The organism is Streptomyces enissocaesilis (assembly GCF_039533765.1).
Taxonomy (GTDB): Bacteria; Actinomycetota; Actinomycetes; order Streptomycetales; family Streptomycetaceae; genus Streptomyces; species Streptomyces enissocaesilis.
In genome coordinates, this window is the sequence record NZ_BAAAUD010000020.1 from 273,572 (window position 1) to 289,289 (window position 15,718).

The 15,718-nt window shown below is 73.2% G+C and carries 15 protein-coding genes and 2 pseudogenes; 10 read left to right on the forward strand and 7 right to left on the reverse strand.

The window, feature by feature from the left end; translation table 11 throughout:
* The first annotated feature begins 87 nt into the window (after positions 1-87).
* Positions 88-618 (forward strand): gamma carbonic anhydrase family protein, encoded by a 531-nt coding sequence (locus ABD374_RS10855; RefSeq protein ID WP_344493911.1) that lies wholly within the window; start codon positions 88-90, stop codon positions 616-618.
* Between the two features lie 16 nt (positions 619-634).
* Here the strand turns inward: ABD374_RS10855 and ABD374_RS10860 are convergent, their stop codons facing one another.
* Together ABD374_RS10860 and ABD374_RS10865 are read right to left on the reverse strand one after the other, a co-directional pair.
* Positions 635-1,318 carry a DedA family protein gene (locus tag ABD374_RS10860; protein WP_344493912.1) on the reverse strand — a complete coding sequence of 228 codons (684 nt, stop codon included), beginning with the start codon at positions 1,316-1,318 and terminating at the stop codon, positions 635-637.
* Positions 1,319-1,451: 133 nt separating this feature from the next.
* A complete protein-coding gene (locus tag ABD374_RS10865) occupies positions 1,452-1,889 on the reverse strand; it encodes a DUF4442 domain-containing protein (protein ID WP_344493956.1) in 438 nt (145 codons plus the stop codon).
* 109 nt (positions 1,890-1,998) lie between these two features.
* Between ABD374_RS10865 and ABD374_RS10870 the strand changes: the two genes are divergently transcribed.
* Both ABD374_RS10870 and ABD374_RS10875 read left to right on the forward strand, forming a co-directional pair.
* The gene (locus ABD374_RS10870; RefSeq protein ID WP_344493914.1) at positions 1,999-3,003 is read left to right on the forward strand and encodes a DUF8017 domain-containing protein; all 1,005 of its coding nucleotides are present in this window, start codon (positions 1,999-2,001) and stop codon (positions 3,001-3,003) included.
* 98 nt (positions 3,004-3,101) lie between these two features.
* Positions 3,102-4,475 carry an MFS transporter gene (locus tag ABD374_RS10875; protein WP_344493915.1) on the forward strand — a complete coding sequence of 458 codons (1,374 nt, stop codon included), beginning with the start codon at positions 3,102-3,104 and terminating at the stop codon, positions 4,473-4,475.
* Here the strand turns inward: ABD374_RS10875 and ABD374_RS10880 are convergent.
* Positions 4,437-5,282 (reverse strand): spermidine synthase, encoded by an 846-nt coding sequence (locus ABD374_RS10880; RefSeq protein WP_344493916.1) that lies wholly within the window; start codon positions 5,280-5,282, stop codon positions 4,437-4,439. The genes ABD374_RS10875 and ABD374_RS10880 overlap by 39 nt on opposite strands.
* 139 nt (positions 5,283-5,421) lie before the next feature.
* Positions 5,422-6,621, reverse strand: a complete 1,200-nt coding sequence (tuf, locus tag ABD374_RS10885) for an elongation factor Tu (RefSeq protein ID WP_344493917.1) — start codon at positions 6,619-6,621, stop codon at positions 5,422-5,424.
* Positions 6,622-7,043: 422 nt separating this feature from the next.
* Here tuf and ABD374_RS10890 point away from each other — a divergent pair, with 422 nt between their 5' ends.
* Positions 7,044-7,808, forward strand: coding sequence for a TVP38/TMEM64 family protein (locus ABD374_RS10890; RefSeq protein ID WP_344493918.1), 765 nt, complete (start codon positions 7,044-7,046; stop codon positions 7,806-7,808).
* Positions 7,809-7,955: 147 nt separating this feature from the next.
* Complete coding sequence (locus tag ABD374_RS10895; RefSeq protein WP_344493920.1) at positions 7,956-8,831, forward strand: undecaprenyl-diphosphate phosphatase; 876 nt, start codon at positions 7,956-7,958, stop codon at positions 8,829-8,831.
* A gap of 26 nt (positions 8,832-8,857) precedes the next feature.
* Here the strand turns inward: ABD374_RS10895 and ABD374_RS10900 are convergent.
* Positions 8,858-9,141: pseudogene (locus ABD374_RS10900) on the reverse strand (pentapeptide repeat-containing protein); the annotation flags it as partial.
* Between the two features lie 293 nt (positions 9,142-9,434).
* Here ABD374_RS10900 and ABD374_RS10905 point away from each other — a divergent pair.
* Complete coding sequence (locus tag ABD374_RS10905; RefSeq protein ID WP_344493922.1) at positions 9,435-9,608, forward strand: hypothetical protein; 174 nt, start codon at positions 9,435-9,437, stop codon at positions 9,606-9,608.
* Between the two features lie 599 nt (positions 9,609-10,207).
* Positions 10,208-11,803, forward strand: a complete 1,596-nt coding sequence (gene lnt / locus ABD374_RS10910) for an apolipoprotein N-acyltransferase (RefSeq protein ID WP_344493924.1) — start codon at positions 10,208-10,210, stop codon at positions 11,801-11,803.
* Here the strand turns inward: lnt and ABD374_RS10915 are convergent.
* Positions 11,724-12,632: a Gfo/Idh/MocA family protein gene (locus ABD374_RS10915; protein WP_344493926.1), complete on the reverse strand. Its 909-nt coding sequence runs from the start codon at positions 12,630-12,632 to the stop codon at positions 11,724-11,726. The genes lnt and ABD374_RS10915 overlap by 80 nt on opposite strands.
* A gap of 19 nt (positions 12,633-12,651) precedes the next feature.
* Positions 12,652-13,932, reverse strand: a complete 1,281-nt coding sequence (locus ABD374_RS10920) for an FAD-dependent monooxygenase (RefSeq protein WP_344493928.1) — start codon at positions 13,930-13,932, stop codon at positions 12,652-12,654.
* 77 nt (positions 13,933-14,009) lie between these two features.
* On the opposite strand from ABD374_RS10920, the gene ABD374_RS10925 reads away from it, so the two are divergent.
* From ABD374_RS10925 to ABD374_RS10935, 3 genes and pseudogenes are all read left to right on the forward strand, one after another.
* A complete protein-coding gene (locus tag ABD374_RS10925; RefSeq protein ID WP_344493930.1) occupies positions 14,010-14,636 on the forward strand; it encodes a TetR/AcrR family transcriptional regulator in 627 nt (208 codons plus the stop codon).
* Positions 14,637-14,676: 40 nt separating this feature from the next.
* Positions 14,677-15,189, forward strand: coding sequence for a DinB family protein (locus ABD374_RS10930; RefSeq protein ID WP_344493932.1), 513 nt, complete (start codon positions 14,677-14,679; stop codon positions 15,187-15,189).
* Between the two features lie 227 nt (positions 15,190-15,416).
* A pseudogene (locus ABD374_RS10935) lies at positions 15,417-15,718 on the forward strand (hypothetical protein); the annotation flags it as partial.

The following is a 15,718-nucleotide window of genomic DNA, read 5'->3' on the forward strand; positions in this document are numbered from 1 at the left end:
GCCCCACCCGGCATCCAGGGGCCCGCGGGCGTCACTTACGGTTCCCCTGGCGCGACCGAACAGCGACGAAGCACCAGGGAGCACGCGATGGCACAGCAGGCTTTGATCACCGGCATCGGCGGCAAGGACCCGCGGATCGACCCCTCGGCCTTCGCCGCGCCGACGTCCGTCGTGATCGGGGACGTCACGCTGGGCGCGGGCGCCAGCGTCTGGTACCACGCCGTACTGCGCGCCGACTGCGGGCCGATCGTCCTCGGCGCCGACAGCAACATCCAGGACAACTGCACGGTCCATGTGGACCCGGGCTTCCCCGTCACGGTCGGCGACCGCGTCTCCGTCGGGCACAACGCCGTACTGCACGGGTGCACGGTCGAGGACGACGTACTGGTCGGCATGGGTGCCACGGTGCTCAACGGCGCGCACATCGGCGCCGGTTCGCTGATCGCCGCGCAGGCGCTCGTGCCGCAGGGCATGCGCGTGCCCCCGGGCTCGCTGGTCGCCGGCGTACCCGCCAAGGTGAGGCGGGAGCTGACGGCGGAGGAGCGCGAGGGCATCAGGCTGAACGCCGCGATGTACCTGGAGCTGGCCGGGAACCACCGCGAGGCGCACGCGGGCTAGGCGCGGGGCGAAGCCGTCAGTCGGCGGCCGCCGCGACCTTCTCCGGCGCGGCGGCCACCGGCTCCTCCCCCGCCTGCGACCGGGCCTCGGCCTGGGCGGCGGCCTTCTTCGCGCGGTTCTTGAGCACGAGCATCGAGGTGACGCCGAACAGCACGGCCAGCACCAGGCCCAGCCACGAGAAGCGCTTGAGCCAAGCCTCCGCGACCACACCCACCGAGTAGACGACGGCGGTGGTGCCGCCCGCCCACAGGATGCCGCCGAAGACGTTGGCGATGAGGAACTTCCAGTACGGCATGCGCAGTACGCCCGCGAGCGGTCCCGCGAAGATCCGCAGCAGGGCGACGAAGCGGCCGAAGAAGACCGCCCACATGCCCCACTTCTCGAAGGAGCGCTCCGCCATGGCGATATTGGCCTCGCCGAAGTGCTTGGGGAACTTGCGGCCCAGTTTCGCGAGCAGCGGCCTGCCGCCCTTGCGTCCGATCGCGTAACCGATCGAGTCACCGATGATGGCGCCCGCCGTGGCGCACGCGCCGAGGACGTACGGGTCGATGTCGCCGTGCTGGGAGGCGAGCAGGGCCGAGCTGACGAGAACGATCTCGCCCGGCAGTGGAATGCCCAGACTTTCCAGCCCGATGACAACCCCCACCAGGAGGTAAATGCTGACCGCCGGGATGGTCTCGAGCCACTCCGTGATGTGCAACGCCGGTTCCTGTCGTCGTGGAGAGTGCGGCTGCCCGCCGTGCGCACCGGTGGCGCACGGCGGGCAGCCTACCCGCACCTCACCGCGGCGTGACGGCGTCCGGGAGGTCGCCCCCGTCACACGGGGCCCGCGGTCAGCTGTGGGGACGCAGGGTCCATACGACGGTCATCTCGCCCGTCACGGCGCCGTCCTCACGCCGGATGGAGATCACGACGGGGAACTCGGGGCGCTGTCCGGCGTCGAGCTCCGCGACCACGTCCGCCGCCGGGCGGCCGAGCGTCGCGGTCGCGGTGACCGGTCCCATGGCGAGCTTCTTGTAGCCGATCTCCGCCCTGACGGCGAGCGGCACGGCGCGCGACAGCTGGTCGCCGAAGGCGGCGAGGACGATCGCGCCGCTCGCCGACTCGGCGAGGGTGAACATCGCGCCGGCGTGCGGGCCGCCCACGTGGTTGTGGTAGTCGGCCTGGTCCGGAAGGCGGACCACGGCGCGCTCCTCCGTGGTCTCCAGGAACTCGAGGTTGAGGGTACGGGCCATGGGAACCGTCGCCGCGAGCATGTCGCCGACGGACATCTGATCTGCGCTCATGCGGCGTCAGGTTACCCACGAGTAGGCACGCTTGGCCATCCCCCTCGGGGACGGAAGCAACGGATCCGGCCGCGCACCTCTATCGTTACTGGCCATGTGGCCAGGACAGCAGCCGCCCGGGGGCGAGCAGAACCCGCAGGACCAGCAGCACTCGCAGCACCAGAACCCGTACCAGCAGCCGGGGTACCAGCCGCCTGGCTACCAGCAGCCGGGCCATCGGCAACCGGGGTACCAGCAGCCCAACCCCTACCAGCAGCCGACGGCCGCGTCCCCGTACGCGCCCTCGGTGCCGCCGGGCGGCCCGCGGCCGCCGGACGGCAGCCGGAAGAAGACCACGCTCGTCGCGATCGCCGCGGCCACCGCCGTCGTCGCGGCGGCCGTGATCACCGGCGCGGTGGTCCTGGGGAAGGACGACGAGGGCGGCGGCACCCGGACGGACGGCAAGAAGGCGTCGTCGTCTCCCGCCACCTCCGAGGCCCCCTCCGCCCCCGCCTCTCCCCCCGAGAACCCGCGCGGCGGCTCGGTCGAGAAGGCCAAGCCGACGATCCCCGGCTGGAAGGTCGTCTCCAACCCGAGGCACGGAACCCGGTTCGACGTACCGCCGGAGTGGGAGGTGCAGGCGCCCGGCATCTCCCTCAACATCTCGGACACCGATGACCCGGCGGGCAAGCCCCTCATCGGGATGTCGGCACCGGCGTATTTCAAGAACGGGTGGTGCGGCAAGAACACGCTGCTCGGGGCGGCCGGGACCCGTGGTGCGAACGGGGCCCGCACCACGAGCACCGAGGCCGAGGCCGTGGCCGACAACTGGGTGTTCGCCGCGTACGACCAGAAGGAGACCGGCACGTTCAAGGTCTCCAGGGCCACGCCGTTCACCTCCGCGTCCGGGCTCAGGGGCAGTGTGTCCGTCGCCTCCGTCACGGGTGTCACCAAGAAGGACAAGTGCGACACCGACGGCAAGTCGATCGCCTTCGCCTTCAAGGACACCGACGGCGACTTCGCCGTCTGGAGCCTCTACACCGCCAAGGGCGTCAAGGACGAGCTCCCCGACGCGACCGTCCGGCGGATCCTCGGAACGGTCCGGCTGATCGAGTCCTGAGCAGCACCCAGCCCTGAGCGGCACCAAGACCTGAGCAGACCTGCCGTCGGCGTCGAATCGGTTTGGCAACGGCGGCCGGCGCCAGCGATAGTCCGGAAGTGACATCTCCTGCCGCCGCTCCCCGCCGAGCCCGCCGCCCCGAGTGGGCCGGCCGTAACTACACCCTGCTGACCGCCGCCGCGGTCGTGACGAACCTGGGCACCCACGGTGCGTTGATCGCGGCGGCGTTCGCCGTCCTCCAGTCCGGCGGCGACGGCGGTGACGTGGGCATGGTGGCCGCGGCCCGCACCCTGCCGCTCGTCCTGTTCCTCCTCGTGGGCGGCGCGATAGCCGACCGGCTGCCGCGCCACCATGTGATGGTCGCCGCCAACGCGCTCAACTGCCTCTCCCAGGCAGCCTTCGCGCTGCTGGTCCTGACGGGCGATCCCCAGCTGTGGCAGATGATGGTCCTGACCGCCCTCTGCGGTACGGGCCAGGCCTTCTTCAACCCGGCGGCCGAGGGCATGCTCCTGTCCAGTGTCAGCGGGGAACAGGCCAACCGCGCCTTCGCGCTCTTCCGGATGGCCATGAACGGCGCCGGCATCGGCGGCGCGGCGCTCGGCGGCGCGCTGGTCGCCGCGGTGGGGCCCGGCTGGGTCCTCGCCGTCGACGCCGCGGCGTTCGCCTTCGCCGGTGCGCTGCGGGCCTTCCTCGACGTGAGCCACATCAAGCCCCGCGAGGCCGGCGGCGGGATGCTCTCCGATCTGCGCGAAGGCTGGCAGGAGGTCGTCGGCCGGCCCTGGCTGTGGAGCATCGTGGCGCAGTTCTCGGTGGTCGTCGCCGTCGTGGGAGCCGCCGAGGCGGTCTACGGGCCCCTGGTCGCCGAGGAGGAACTGGGCGGCGCCGCGCCCTGGGGCCTGGCCCTGGCCGCCTTCGGTCTCGGCACGGTCGGCGGCGCGCTGGTGATGATGCGGTGGAAGCCCCGGCGTCTGCTGTTCGTCGGGACCCTGTGCGTCTTCCCGCTCGCCCTGCCGTCGGCGGCGCTCGCCGTGCCGCTGCCGGCGGCGGGCCTCGCCGCGGTGATGTTCTTCAGCGGTGTCGCGATCGAGGTGTTCGGCGTCTCCTGGATGACGGCGCTCCACCAGGAGATCCCGGAGGAGAAGTTCTCGCGCGTGTCGGCGTACGACTGGTTCGGTTCGGTCGCGATGCTGCCGCTGGCCACGGCGGTGGCCGGCCCCGTCGAAAGCCTCGTCGGGCGCCACGAGGCGCTGTGGGGCTGTGCGTCTCTGGTGGTGCTCGTCACCGCCGCGGTGCTGTTCGTGCCCGACGTACGGAACCTGACCCGGCGTACGCACGGGACGGCGAAGGCGGATGTGCCCGCCCCCTCCCTCGCGCCCGCGCCCTCCCTCCCGGCCTCGCCCGCTCCCGCGCCTTCACCCGCCCCCGACGTGCCCTCAGCCGACGCCGAAGGCACCACCGGGCGGCTCGGGTGACTCCACCGCGTCCTCGTCCCGTACGGCCGTCGCGCCACCGATGAAGCGCGCCAGCGAAGGACCGCTCTCCACGCGCGCGGGGAAGACGTCCCCGGCGGCCCTGCGGGCCAGGGCCGCCGTGTCGACGGGGGTGTGCGAGGCGACCAGCACCGCGTTGCCGAAACGGCGGCCGCGCAGCACGCCCGGTTCGGCGATCAGGGCGAGCTCTTCGAAGACGGCCGCGAAGGTGGCCAGCTGGGAGCGGAGGAAGGTGAACGGCGCGCCGTCCGCGAGGTTGGCCGCGTAGATCCCGCCGGGGCGCAGGACGCGTTCGGCCAGCCGCGCGTACGCGACGGACGTGAGGTGCGCGGGCACCCGGGAACCGCCGAAGACGTCGGCGACGAGTACGTCGGCGGAGGCGGCCGGGGCGTTTTCGAGCCACTGGCGCGCGTCGGCGCCGTGCACCCGTATCCCGGACCCCTCGGCCACCGGCAGGTGCTCGGCGACCAGTGCCAGCAGGCCCCGGTCGGCCTCCACCACGTCCTGGCGCGAGCCCGGCCTGGTGGCCGCCGTGTAGCGGGGCAGCGAGAGGCCGCCGCCGCCGAGGTGCAGTACGTCGAGGGGCACGCCCCCGTCGGCGGCGCAGTCGACGACATGGGCGAGGCGCCGCGCGTACTCGAACTCCAGGTGGGTGGGATCGTCCAGGTCGACGTACGACTGGGGGGCGCCGTCGACCGTGAGCAGCCAGGCCCGCTCCCGGTCCACGTCGGGCATCAGCTTGGCGGTGCCCCGGTCCACGTCCCGGGTCACGGGTATCGGCTCGTCCACCCCACCATTGTGCGGCGCCGGCCGGCCCGCCCGGCGCCGGGGAGCCCCGTGCCGTGCCCCTGCCGAGCCGCGGAGTGCACGGCGGGAAGGGGCGGGGCCCGGGGACGGCTCCCCGGCCCCCGCCCCGCCCCGGCGCCGCTCAGGCCACGATGCCCGTCACCGTGCCGGCGCCGACCGTGCGTCCGCCCTCGCGGATCGCGAAGCCCAGCCCCGGCTCCAGCGGCACCTCACGGCCCAGCTCGACGGTCACCGTGACCGTGTCGCCGGGGCGCGCGACAGCCGTTTCGCCGAGGTCGATGTCGCCGACGACGTCCGCGGTACGGATGTAGAACTGCGGCCGGTAGCCGCTCGTGACGGGCGTCGTACGGCCGCCCTCCCGCGCCGACAGGACGTACACCTGCGCGGTGAAGCGCCTGCTGGGCACCACGCTGCCCGGCGCCGCCACGACGTGGCCGCGGCGCACCGCGTCGCGCGGCATGCCGCGCAGCAGCAGCGCGACGTTGTCCCCGGCCTCGGCGGACTCCATCGGCTTCCCGAAGGTCTCCAGGCCGGTGACCACCGTTTCGCCCGCTTTCGATGCCACAGTCGCGCCCAGCACCTCCACCCGGTCGCCGACCCTGACCGTGCCGCGCTCGACGGCGCCGGTGACGACCGTTCCGCGCCCGGTGATGGTCAGCACGTTCTCGACCGGCATGAGGAACGGCGCGTCCGTGTAGCGCTCCGGGACCGGTACGTACGTGTCCACCGCGTCCAGCAGCGCCTCGATCGCCGCGGTCCAGCGCGGGTCGCCCTCCAGCGCCCTGAGCCCGGACACCCGCACGACGGGCACGGCGTCGCCGCCGTAGCCGTGCGCGGAGAGCAGGTCGCGTACCTCCAGCTCGACCAGGTCGGTCAGCTCGGCGTCCTCGCCGTCGACGACGGCGTCGGCCTTGTTGAGCGCGACGACGATGTGGTCGACGCCCACCTGACGGGCCAGCAGGACGTGCTCGGCCGTCTGCGGCATGATCCCGTCGAGCGCGGACACGACGAGGATCGCCCCGTCGAGCTGCGCGGCTCCGGTCACCATGTTCTTGACGTAGTCGGCGTGGCCCGGCATGTCGACGTGCGCGTAGTGCCGGGTCTCGGTCTCGTACTCGACGTGCGCGATGTTGATGGTGATGCCGCGCAGCGCCTCCTCGGGGGTCCGGTCGATGCGGTCGAACGGCACGAAAGTGCCGGCCCCGCGCTCGCTCAGGACCTTGGTGATGGCGGCGGTCAGGGTGGTCTTGCCGTGGTCGACGTGGCCCATGGTGCCGATGTTCAGGTGCGGCTTGGTGCGCACGTATGCCGTCTTGGGCATGGTGGTCTTCCTCGGAAGGTCGAAGCGTGAAGGGGACCCCTGGGCCTTGCCGACCCTCCCCCTGTGGGGTCCGCCGGACGATCCGGGAAGGGTCAGCTTCGGGCGCCGCCGAAGGGCGCTGCGGCAGCGACTGCCGCGGCTGCGGAAGTGGGGGCTGCGGGGACGCTCGCGGCAGCCTTCGGCGCATCCGCGACTGCGGTCTGCGCTGCGAGGAAGGCGTGCCCGGACATGTCGTCGATCCTGGCCGACCGCCGCCCTCGCGTCGAACGGTTTTCCCTTCCTCCCCGTCTCCCGCCCCGTCCCTTCGACGTCCGGGGCGGGGAGAACAGGGGGAGAGGCGGGGAGGAAGCCCACAGAGCTGTCACGGAGCTGTGCGGTACGCATTACAGCGATCACACGCGGATCTCGGTTAGTCTCCCCGGATGCTCGAGCCCGCCGCTTCGCCCGCAGGATTCACCGTCCGGTGCACCAGGACGCTGCTCTCCCCCTGGTCCCGGCTGTCGCTGCTCGTGGTGATGCTCGCGGCGGCGGTGACGACGGTGCTGGTCCTCGAACCGCAGCGGCTGCTGAGCGCGGGCTGGCCGCCCCAGCTGAGCGGTGCGGCGGCCGTCGTGCTGTTCGGCCTCGCGTACGGGGTGTGCACAGCGGCGTTCGTACCGCGGCCGATCCTCAATCTCGCCGCGGGCGCCCTGTTCGGCTCGCAGGCGGGGCTCGTCTCCGCCGTCGCGGGAACGGTCGTCGGCGCCGGAATCGCCTTCGGCCTCGGCCGGGTGCTGGGCCAGGACGCGCTGCGTCCGCTGCTGCGCGGGCGGGCGCTGCTCGCGGCGGACGGCCAACTGAGCCGGCACGGTTTCCGTACGATGCTGGCCGTCCGGCTGTTCCCCGGTGTGCCCTTCGCCGCCGCCAACTACTGCGCCGCGGTCTCCCGCATGGGGTGGCTTCCGTTCCTCCTCGCGACGGGGATCGGGTCGGTCCCGAACACGGCGGCGTATGTCATCGCGGGAAGCAGCGCCTCGTCCCCGACGTCACCGGCGTTCCTGATCGCCATGGGGTTCATCGCGCTGTCGGGGCTCGGGGCGGCGGTGGTCGCCTGGCGCAAGCGCCACCGTCTGCGCGGCGGGCCCGGCAAGCCTGTCCAGCCCGGCGCGTCAGGCAGGACCGGCGCGTCAGGCACATCCGGCGAGTAGGGCCGACGGCTCCGGTCCTTGCCCGGTTGGATACGCGGGCGGGGGCTTCCCGCGGGGGCTGTCGCCGCGGACGATACGCTGCCCAGCGACTGACCTGACCGCATCTGCACGCTGCTGCACAATCACATCCGGGACGGCACTGGCCCCATGAGTTGGTTCGAATCATTCATCCTCGGACTCGTCCAGGGGCTCACCGAGTTTCTGCCGATCTCGTCGAGCGCCCACCTGCGGCTGACAGCAGCCTTCGCCGGCTGGCACGACCCGGGTGCGGCCTTCACCGCGATCACCCAGATCGGCACCGAGGCGGCCGTCCTCATCTACTTCCGCAAGGACATCGCCCGGATCGTCTCCGCCTGGTCCAGGTCCCTCGTCGACAAGTCGGTGCGCGGTGACCACGACGCCCAGATGGGCTGGCTCGTCATCGTCGGCTCCATCCCCATCGGCGTGCTCGGCGTCACCTTCAAGGACCAGATCGAGGGTCCGTTCCGCGACCTGCGGCTGATCGCCACCACGCTGATCGGCATGGGCATCGTCCTGGGTATCGCGGACCGCCTCGCGGCCCGCGACGAGGCCGGCGGCAAGCACCGCGCGGTCAGGGAGCGCAAGACGCTCAGGGAGCTGGGCGTCAGGGACGGCCTGATCTTCGGCATCTGCCAGGCCATGGCACTGATCCCGGGCGTCTCGCGCTCCGGGGCGACGATCAGCGGCGGCCTGCTGATGGGCTACACCCGCGAGGCGGCGGCGCGCTACTCGTTCCTGCTCGCCATCCCCGCGGTGCTGGCTTCCGGCGTCTTCGAGCTCAAGGACGCCAGTGAGGGCGGCCATGTGTCGTGGGGCCCGACGATCTTCGCGACGATCATCGCCTTCATCGTCGGTTACGCCGTGATCGCGTGGTTCATGCGTTTTATTACGACCAAGAGCTTCATGCCGTTCGTGATCTACCGGGTCCTGCTCGGCATCGTGCTGTTCGTCCTGGTCGGCACCGACACGCTGAGCCCGCACGCGGGCGAGTCGGCGGGCTGACCCCTACCCCTCCCGTCTCACCCGTCTCACCCATGCGAAGGGCGCGTCAGCGCGGGCGGAAGCCCGGTGCCGGCGTCGCCCTTCGCCGCGTTCAGCTGTGACGGGGCGGGGAAGAAGCTTCCGGTGAGGTCGGCGCCCGAGAGGCCGGCGTCGCGGAAGTCGGCCCCGATCAGGCCGGCCACCCGCAGGACGGCGCCCCCTGGGATCGGCACCGATGAGGTACGCCCCCCCTCAGGCCGGCGCCGTGGAGGTCGGCGCCCCGAAGCTTCGCACCGATGAGGTCGGCGCCCCTGCGGTCCTTGGTCCGGCGCCGAAATCGGTCTGGAGGTTCGGGCAGGGCTGCCCGGCGCCCTTGTCGATCGCGAAGGCCGCGAAGACGAGTGCGACACAACACAGTCCGAAGCGGTTCGCCCAGTCGGCCCGCAGGCCGAGGCCGCCTCGGCCTGAGGTGGATATCGCGGGAACGGGCTGCTCGGACAAGGTGTGCGACCTCCTGGCCGGGTGGCGGGCACCACCACTCGGCACCCGGCGTCCACCCCCGGTGCGAGGAAAGCCACTGTCGTACTGGTGCCCGCTGTCAGTGCCTCGCCGTAGTCTTGTCGCATGCACCGCTCACCCCCGCCGTCTGGTTCCGTGCGGCCCCTGACCGAGGCGAACGAGGCGATCCGCGCCCTGGTCGAGTCGCGCACGGACGGCTCATGGCCTGCGGACGAGTACGAACTGCTGCTTCTGCAGTGGGACGCGGCCATACGCGGCGAGGTCGTCGAAGTGGCCTAGCCGGCCCGCGCGGCCCGCATCCGCCGCGCCCTCCTATTCCGTTCGGTCCGGGCCTGGCCTCATCACTCGTCCCACCCAGCGGTACAGGACACGTTCCCCCTCGCGGGCAAGGGCCTGGAAGACGTCGGCCAGGAGGGCGACCCGCAGGTACAGGGCAGGCTGTTCGGCCTGGTGACCCGGTTCCGGAGGCCTTCGCGGCCGTCACCCCCCGACGACCGACCGGGTCCGCGACGCGTTCCCCACCGGCCGCGCGGAACTGGTGCACCGCGACCTCGACCGCGAGGCCGAGGCGAAGCTCCGCGAAGGTCTTCGCGACCTGACCGACGCCGGCCGGCCGGACCGCCGCGCCCGGCCTGCCTGCCCGGCCACCGCACTGCCGGAGGCCACCGCACTGCCGGAGGCCACCACGCCACCGGCGGCCGCGCTCCGTGGCCGTGCGGGAGAAGTGGCGGCTCCCCACGCGCTGACGTGCGGAAAGGCCCGTTACGTCCGGGCCGCTGCGGGCACACTGTCCGCGATCGCCGCCTTCCCCCACACTGGTGACAGGGACTGTTCCCGGACCCTTTACCGGGCAGAGCGGCAGGGCGAGGAGGCGCCGCATGCGGATTCCGGCCGGCCGGCGGGAGCGGCTGTCGTCGCCCTGGTGGCGCGGCGCCGCCGCGGTGGCGTTCGGGGCACTGCCCGCGCTCGCCTTCCCCGCGCCCTCCCTCTGGTGGTTCGCGTACGTCGCCCTGGTGCCGTGGATGCTGCTGATCCGCTCCGCGGCGACGGGCCGGCGGGCGGCGCTGGACGGCTGGCTCGGCGCCACCGGCTTCATGATCGCCGTACATCACTGGCTGATGCCGAGCCTGCACGTGTTCATCGTGGTCCTGGCGGCGCTCCTCGCGCTGCTGTGGCTGCCCTGGGGATGGCTGGTCAGGTCGATGCTGGGCGGGGCGCCATCGGCCCGCCGCGCGACGGCCGCGCTCGTCGTCGTCCCCTCCGGCTGGCTGACGGCCGAACTGGTCAGGTCCTGGCAGGGCCTGGGCGGCCCGTGGGGGCTGCTCGGTTCGAGCCAGTGGGAGGTCGCCCCCGCGCTGCGGCTGGCTTCGGTCGGCGGGGTCTGGCTGGTGAGCCTGCTGGTGGTCGCGGTCAACACCGGCGTCGTCGTGCTGGTGTCCGTGCGCCGGGCCCGTACGCCCGTGGTGGCCGCGACGGCGGCCTGCGCTGTCGCGGTGGGCGCCGTGTGGGCGTGGGCGCCGCGCCCCGAGCCGTCGGGCCGGGTGCGGGTCGCGGTCGTACAGCCCGGTGTCGTCGACGGCGCCGGGGCCCCCGAGCGGCGCTTCGCGCTCAGCGAGGCGCTCACCCGCGACCTGGCGGGGCAGGACCTCGACCTGGTGGTGTGGGGCGAGAGCAGCGTCGGCGCGGATCTGACCGAACGCCCCGGCCTCGCGGCCAGGCTCGCCGCCCTCTCCCGGGCGGTCGGCGCCGAAGTGCTCGTCAATGTGGACGCACGGCGCTCCGACCGGCCCGGCATCTTCAAGAGCTCGGTTCTGGTCGGCCCGGAGGGCGTCACCGGCCCGCGCTACGACAAGATGCGCCTGGTCCCCTTCGGCGAGTACGTCCCGGCGCGTTCCGTGCTCGGCTGGGCGACCTCGGTGGGCAAGGCGGCGGGCGAGGACCGCAGGCGCGGCACGAGCCCCGTGGTGATGGCGCTCTCCGCCGGCGGCGCCGCCGACGGGCTGCGCGTCGGTCCTCTGGTCTGCTTCGAGTCGGCTTTCCCCGACATGAGCAGGGAGCTGACCCGAAGCGGCGCGCAGCTGCTGGTCACCCAGTCGGCGACCTCGACGTTCCAGGACAGCTGGGCGCCCGGGCAGCACGCCTCGCTCGCGGCGCTGCGGGCCGCCGAGAACGGGCGCCCGGTGGCGCACGCCACGCTCACCGGCGTCAGCGCGGTGTTCGGCCCCGGCGGCGAGCGGGCCGGCCCGCCGCTGGGGACGGACCGGAGCGCCTCCGCGGTGTACGACGTGCCGCTGGCCCGGGGTACGACGGCGTACGTCGAGTTCGGCGACTGGGCCGTCCACGGCGCGCTCGCCGTGCTGGTCCTGCTGGGCGCGGCCGAGGGCGTACGGGCCCTCAGGCGGCCCGCTGCCCCTCGGCCGCCCGCACCACCCGCTCGCACAGTTCGTGAGTCAGCAGCGCGTCCCGGGCGTTGAGCGGCTTTCCGGCCCGTACGGCGTCGAGGAAGGAATGGACGCACTGCTCGATGCCGCGCTGGTGGGCCACCGGCACCCAGTCGCCGCGGCGGCGGACGGTCGGCTGCCCCTGGTGGTCGATCACCTCGGCGAGGTTGACGACCTGGCGCTTGGTGTCCTGGCCGGAGACTTCGAGGATCTCCTCGGTGGAGCCGTTCATCCGGTTCATGGTGCCGATGGCGGTGAACCCGTCGCCGGAGAGCTGGAGGACGAGGTGGTGCACGAGGCCCTCCACGACGCGGGCGCGCACGTCGATGTGGTCGACCGTGCCGGGGACCAGGAAGCGCAGGGTGTCGACGACGTGGATGAAGTCGTCGAGGACGAGGGTGCGCGGGTCCTCGGGCAGGCCGACGCGGTTCTTCTGCATGATGATCAGGTCGCGCGGGTGCTCGGCGCACTGCGCGTAACCGGGTGCGAGGCGGCGGTTGAAGCCGACGGCGAGGCTGACGCCGCGCTCCTCGGCGAGCCGCACCAGCCGCTCGGACTCGGCGAGTTCGTACGCGAGCGGCTTGTCGACGTACGTCGGTACGCCGGCCTCCAGGAGCCGGGTCACGATCTCGGGGTGCACGGCGGTGGGCGCGTGCACGAAGGCGGCGTCCAGGCCCTGGTCGAGCAGCGCGTCGAGGCCGGTGTGGCACCGCGCGTCGGGGATGCGGTAGGCCGCGGCGACCCGCGCGAGGGTGGCGGGGGTGCGGGTCTGCAGGTGCAGTTCGAGCCCCGGCCCGGTGGCCAGTACCGGCAGATACGCCTTCTGCGCGATGTCTCCGAGCCCGACGACGCCGACCTTCACTGGGGGTCTCCCTCACGCTCTAACGCTGTTCCTGACGGTCCCGGACCTGCGGGTCCGGTGCCCCGGCAGCATACGTGCGCTGCGGCGGCAGCCAGTCGGCGATGCCGTCGAAGGCGCGCAGGGCCAGACCGGGGCCGGGGCCGGAGCCGGCGAGCCTCATCAGGGTGTCGCGCAGGGCGACGCCCGGGGCGCTGCGGACCGACACCAGCCCGGCGATCCTCGCGGACTTGCGGACGATGCCGGTGGTACGCGGCAGCCGCTCGGCGGAGTACGCCGCCAGGCCGGTCCCGATGTCGCCCGCGTCCGGGAGGTGGTGGGCGAGGACGATGCCGTCCTCGATGGCCTGGTTGCCGCCCTGGCCCATGGTGGGGGCCATGGCGTGCGCGGCGTCGCCGAGCAGCGCGGTCCTGCCGCGGTGGAAGGCGGGCAGCGGCGTGATGAGGTGGTGCACGTCGTGCCGCAGGACCTCGTCGGACCCGGCCGCGGCGACGATCTCGGGGACGGGGCTGTGCCAGTCGCCGAACCTGCGCAGGAGTTCGGCCTTCTCGCCGTCGGGCGAGTGGCCTCCGGCGGGGACCGCGGCGGCGGCGTACGCGTAGATCCGGCCGTCCAGGAGCGGCTGGCTGCCCCAGAGGGCGCCGCGGCCCCAGGTCTCGTGCGGCGCGAAGGAGGCAGCGGCGGTGGCCGGTACGACCATGCGCCAGGTGGTGATCCCGGCGTAGGCGGGGCCGGGGTGGTCCGGGAAGAGGGCGCGGCGCATCGCGGAATGGACGCCGTCGGCGCCGACGACGAGGTCCGCCTCGATGTCCCCGTCGGGGGTGGTGACGACGGCGGCGCGGCCGCCCGCCACTCCGGGATCGACCAGCGTCGCGGGCGATCCGGTGCGCAGCGCCCCGCCGGGCAGCCGGGCGGCGATGCGGTCGATCAGGGTGGCGCGGTGGACGAGGACGAGGGGACCGCCGAAGCGCTCGGTGGCGGCGGAGCTGTTCGTACGGGCGAGCCAGCGGCCGCTGGGGGAACGCATGCCGCCGCCGCCCTGCCAGGCGGCCAGCTCGCGGATCTCCTCGCCGAGGCCGATGACGTCGAGGGCGTGGTGTCCGTTGGGAGCGAGGCCGATTCCGGCGCCGACCGCCTCCACGGCCACCGCGCGTTCCAGGACGGTGACCTGCCAACCGCGCTGGTGCAGGGCGACGGCTGCGCTCAGCCCGCCGATCCCGCTTCCCACGACGACGGCGCGGGGCTGTGACGGGGGCTGGGGTTCGGGCCGGAGCTCGGGCTGGGAGTCGGAAGTGATGGCCATGGCTCCTCCTCGGCAACTACATCTGTAGTGCGTCTTCACCGTACTACAGGTGTAGTGGCGGGCGGTAGGCTGTTCCCATGACCGCACGCGCCGCCGCCGCGGGCCGCTCCCGGCCCGAGCTGATCACCGACACCGCCCTGGCCCTGCTCGTGGAGCGCGGCATGCGCGGACTCACCCACCGGGCGGTGGACGAACGCGCCGGGCTCCCCCAGGGCTCCACGTCCAACTACGTCCGTACACGCCAGGCCCTGTTGGAGGCGACGGTGCGCCGGCTGGCCGAGCGTGAGGCGCAGGTGCTCGCCCTCGACGGGGTGCCCGCCCCGTCGACCGGTCTCGACGGCGTCGTCGGGGCCCTCGCGGCCGCCCTCCACCGCCACCTGACCCACCACCGCGAGCTGCTCGTGGCCCGTTACGAACTGGGGCTCGAAGCGACGCGCCGGCCCGAGTTGCGCGAGTTCTACGACGCGACCGGCCGGCGCCGGTTCCGGGAACCGCTCAACGCGCTGATGGCGGCGGCGGGTTCACGGGAGCCGGAGCGGCACGCCCTGTCGCTGACGGCCTGGTGCGAGGGGCTGATGTTCTCCTGCGCGGCCGGTTCGTACCACTCCGCGGTGCCCGGCGAGGAGGAATTGCGCCGGGGATTCGGCGAATTGCTGCACGGCATGCTCGGCACACCCGGCGTGCCAGGTACGCCCGACGCATAAGCGATGGCATCGGGCGGGCCGGTGGACGACGATGATCACCATGACGAATCCTGAGCGCATCCACCCCTCCACCACCGCCGGTGAACGCGAGATGCTGGAAAGCTGGCTGGAGTTCCACCGCGAGACGCTGGCCCTCAAGTGCGCGGGCCTGAGCGAGGAGCAGCTGCGGAAGACGGCCGTGGAGCCTTCGGACATGTCGCTGCTCGGTCTCGTACGGCACCTGACGGAGGTGGAGCAGGGCTGGTTCCACCAGGTGCTCGCCGCCGAGGACGTGCCCCGGCTCTACACCAGCGACGAGAATCCCGACGGGGACTTCCACCTCACCGACCAGGACACCTGGGCGCAGGCGCACACCGCCTGGCGCGAGGCGGTCGGCCGGTCGCGCGAGCTGGCCGCGACGCGCTCGCTCGACGACCTGGGGGAGGGCAGGCACCGCAGCGGAAGGACGTACAGCCTCCGCTGGATCTACGTCCACATGATCGAGGAGTACGCCCGCCACAACGGCCACGCCGATCTCCTCCGCCAGCGCATCGACGGCGCCACCGGGGAGTAGCCCGTGGGGCTCACGCCCCCGCCGCGAGCGGGTCCGTGCCGTGCGGGCCCCGGCCGCCGGACGGACCCGAGGCTTCGGGTCCGTCCGGCGGCCGGAACCCCGTGAAGGGCCGGGGCGGGGACAGGGGAGGGACCCTCCGCCGGACGCCACCGCCTCGGATCACTCGTGCGGGCCAATCTCCCCCGACGGTCTCCCCGAACCGCCTCGCACCCAGCAGAGTTGCGCGGGTGCACCGAACGAGAACCACAGCGAAGTTCCTCATGGGAGTGGCCGTCTCGGCCGTCTCCGTCTCCGCCACCGGATGCGTGGCGGTGGAACCACGGCCCGCGCCTGTACCCGTCGCGGACGCGCCGCCGCTCTCCCCGAACGTGAAGCCGCAGATCGTGCAGGCTCCCGCCCGCGAGGCCCTGGACGCCGCGCTCGAACCCTCGCGGGAGGCCGCGCCCCGGGCCGAACCGCGCGAGGCCCCCGCGGCCCGCCGCACCGGGGCGCCCGCGCCCGTCCGCCGCACGGCCCCGGCCCCCGCCCC

Excerpts from the sequence above, each read along its gene's own strand:
- ABD374_RS10855 (WP_344493911.1), top strand. The coding sequence starts at position 88 with ATGGCACAGCAGGCTTTGATCACCGGCATCGGCGGCAAGGACCCGCGG.
- ABD374_RS10865 (WP_344493956.1), bottom strand. The coding sequence starts at position 1,889 with ATGTCCGTCGGCGACATGCTCGCGGCGACGGTTCCCATGGCCCGTACC.
- ABD374_RS10870 (WP_344493914.1), top strand. The coding sequence starts at position 1,999 with ATGTGGCCAGGACAGCAGCCGCCCGGGGGCGAGCAGAACCCGCAGGAC.
- tuf (WP_344493917.1), bottom strand. The coding sequence starts at position 6,621 with ATGCCCAAGACGGCATACGTGCGCACCAAGCCGCACCTGAACATCGGC.
- ABD374_RS10890 (WP_344493918.1), top strand. The coding sequence starts at position 7,044 with ATGCTCGAGCCCGCCGCTTCGCCCGCAGGATTCACCGTCCGGTGCACC.
- ABD374_RS10895 (WP_344493920.1), top strand. The coding sequence starts at position 7,956 with ATGAGTTGGTTCGAATCATTCATCCTCGGACTCGTCCAGGGGCTCACC.
- ABD374_RS10905 (WP_344493922.1), top strand. The coding sequence starts at position 9,435 with ATGCACCGCTCACCCCCGCCGTCTGGTTCCGTGCGGCCCCTGACCGAG.
- lnt (WP_344493924.1), top strand. The coding sequence starts at position 10,208 with ATGCGGATTCCGGCCGGCCGGCGGGAGCGGCTGTCGTCGCCCTGGTGG.
- ABD374_RS10920 (WP_344493928.1), bottom strand. The coding sequence starts at position 13,932 with ATGGCCATCACTTCCGACTCCCAGCCCGAGCTCCGGCCCGAACCCCAG.
- ABD374_RS10925 (WP_344493930.1), top strand. The coding sequence starts at position 14,010 with ATGACCGCACGCGCCGCCGCCGCGGGCCGCTCCCGGCCCGAGCTGATC.
- ABD374_RS10930 (WP_344493932.1), top strand. The coding sequence starts at position 14,677 with ATGACGAATCCTGAGCGCATCCACCCCTCCACCACCGCCGGTGAACGC.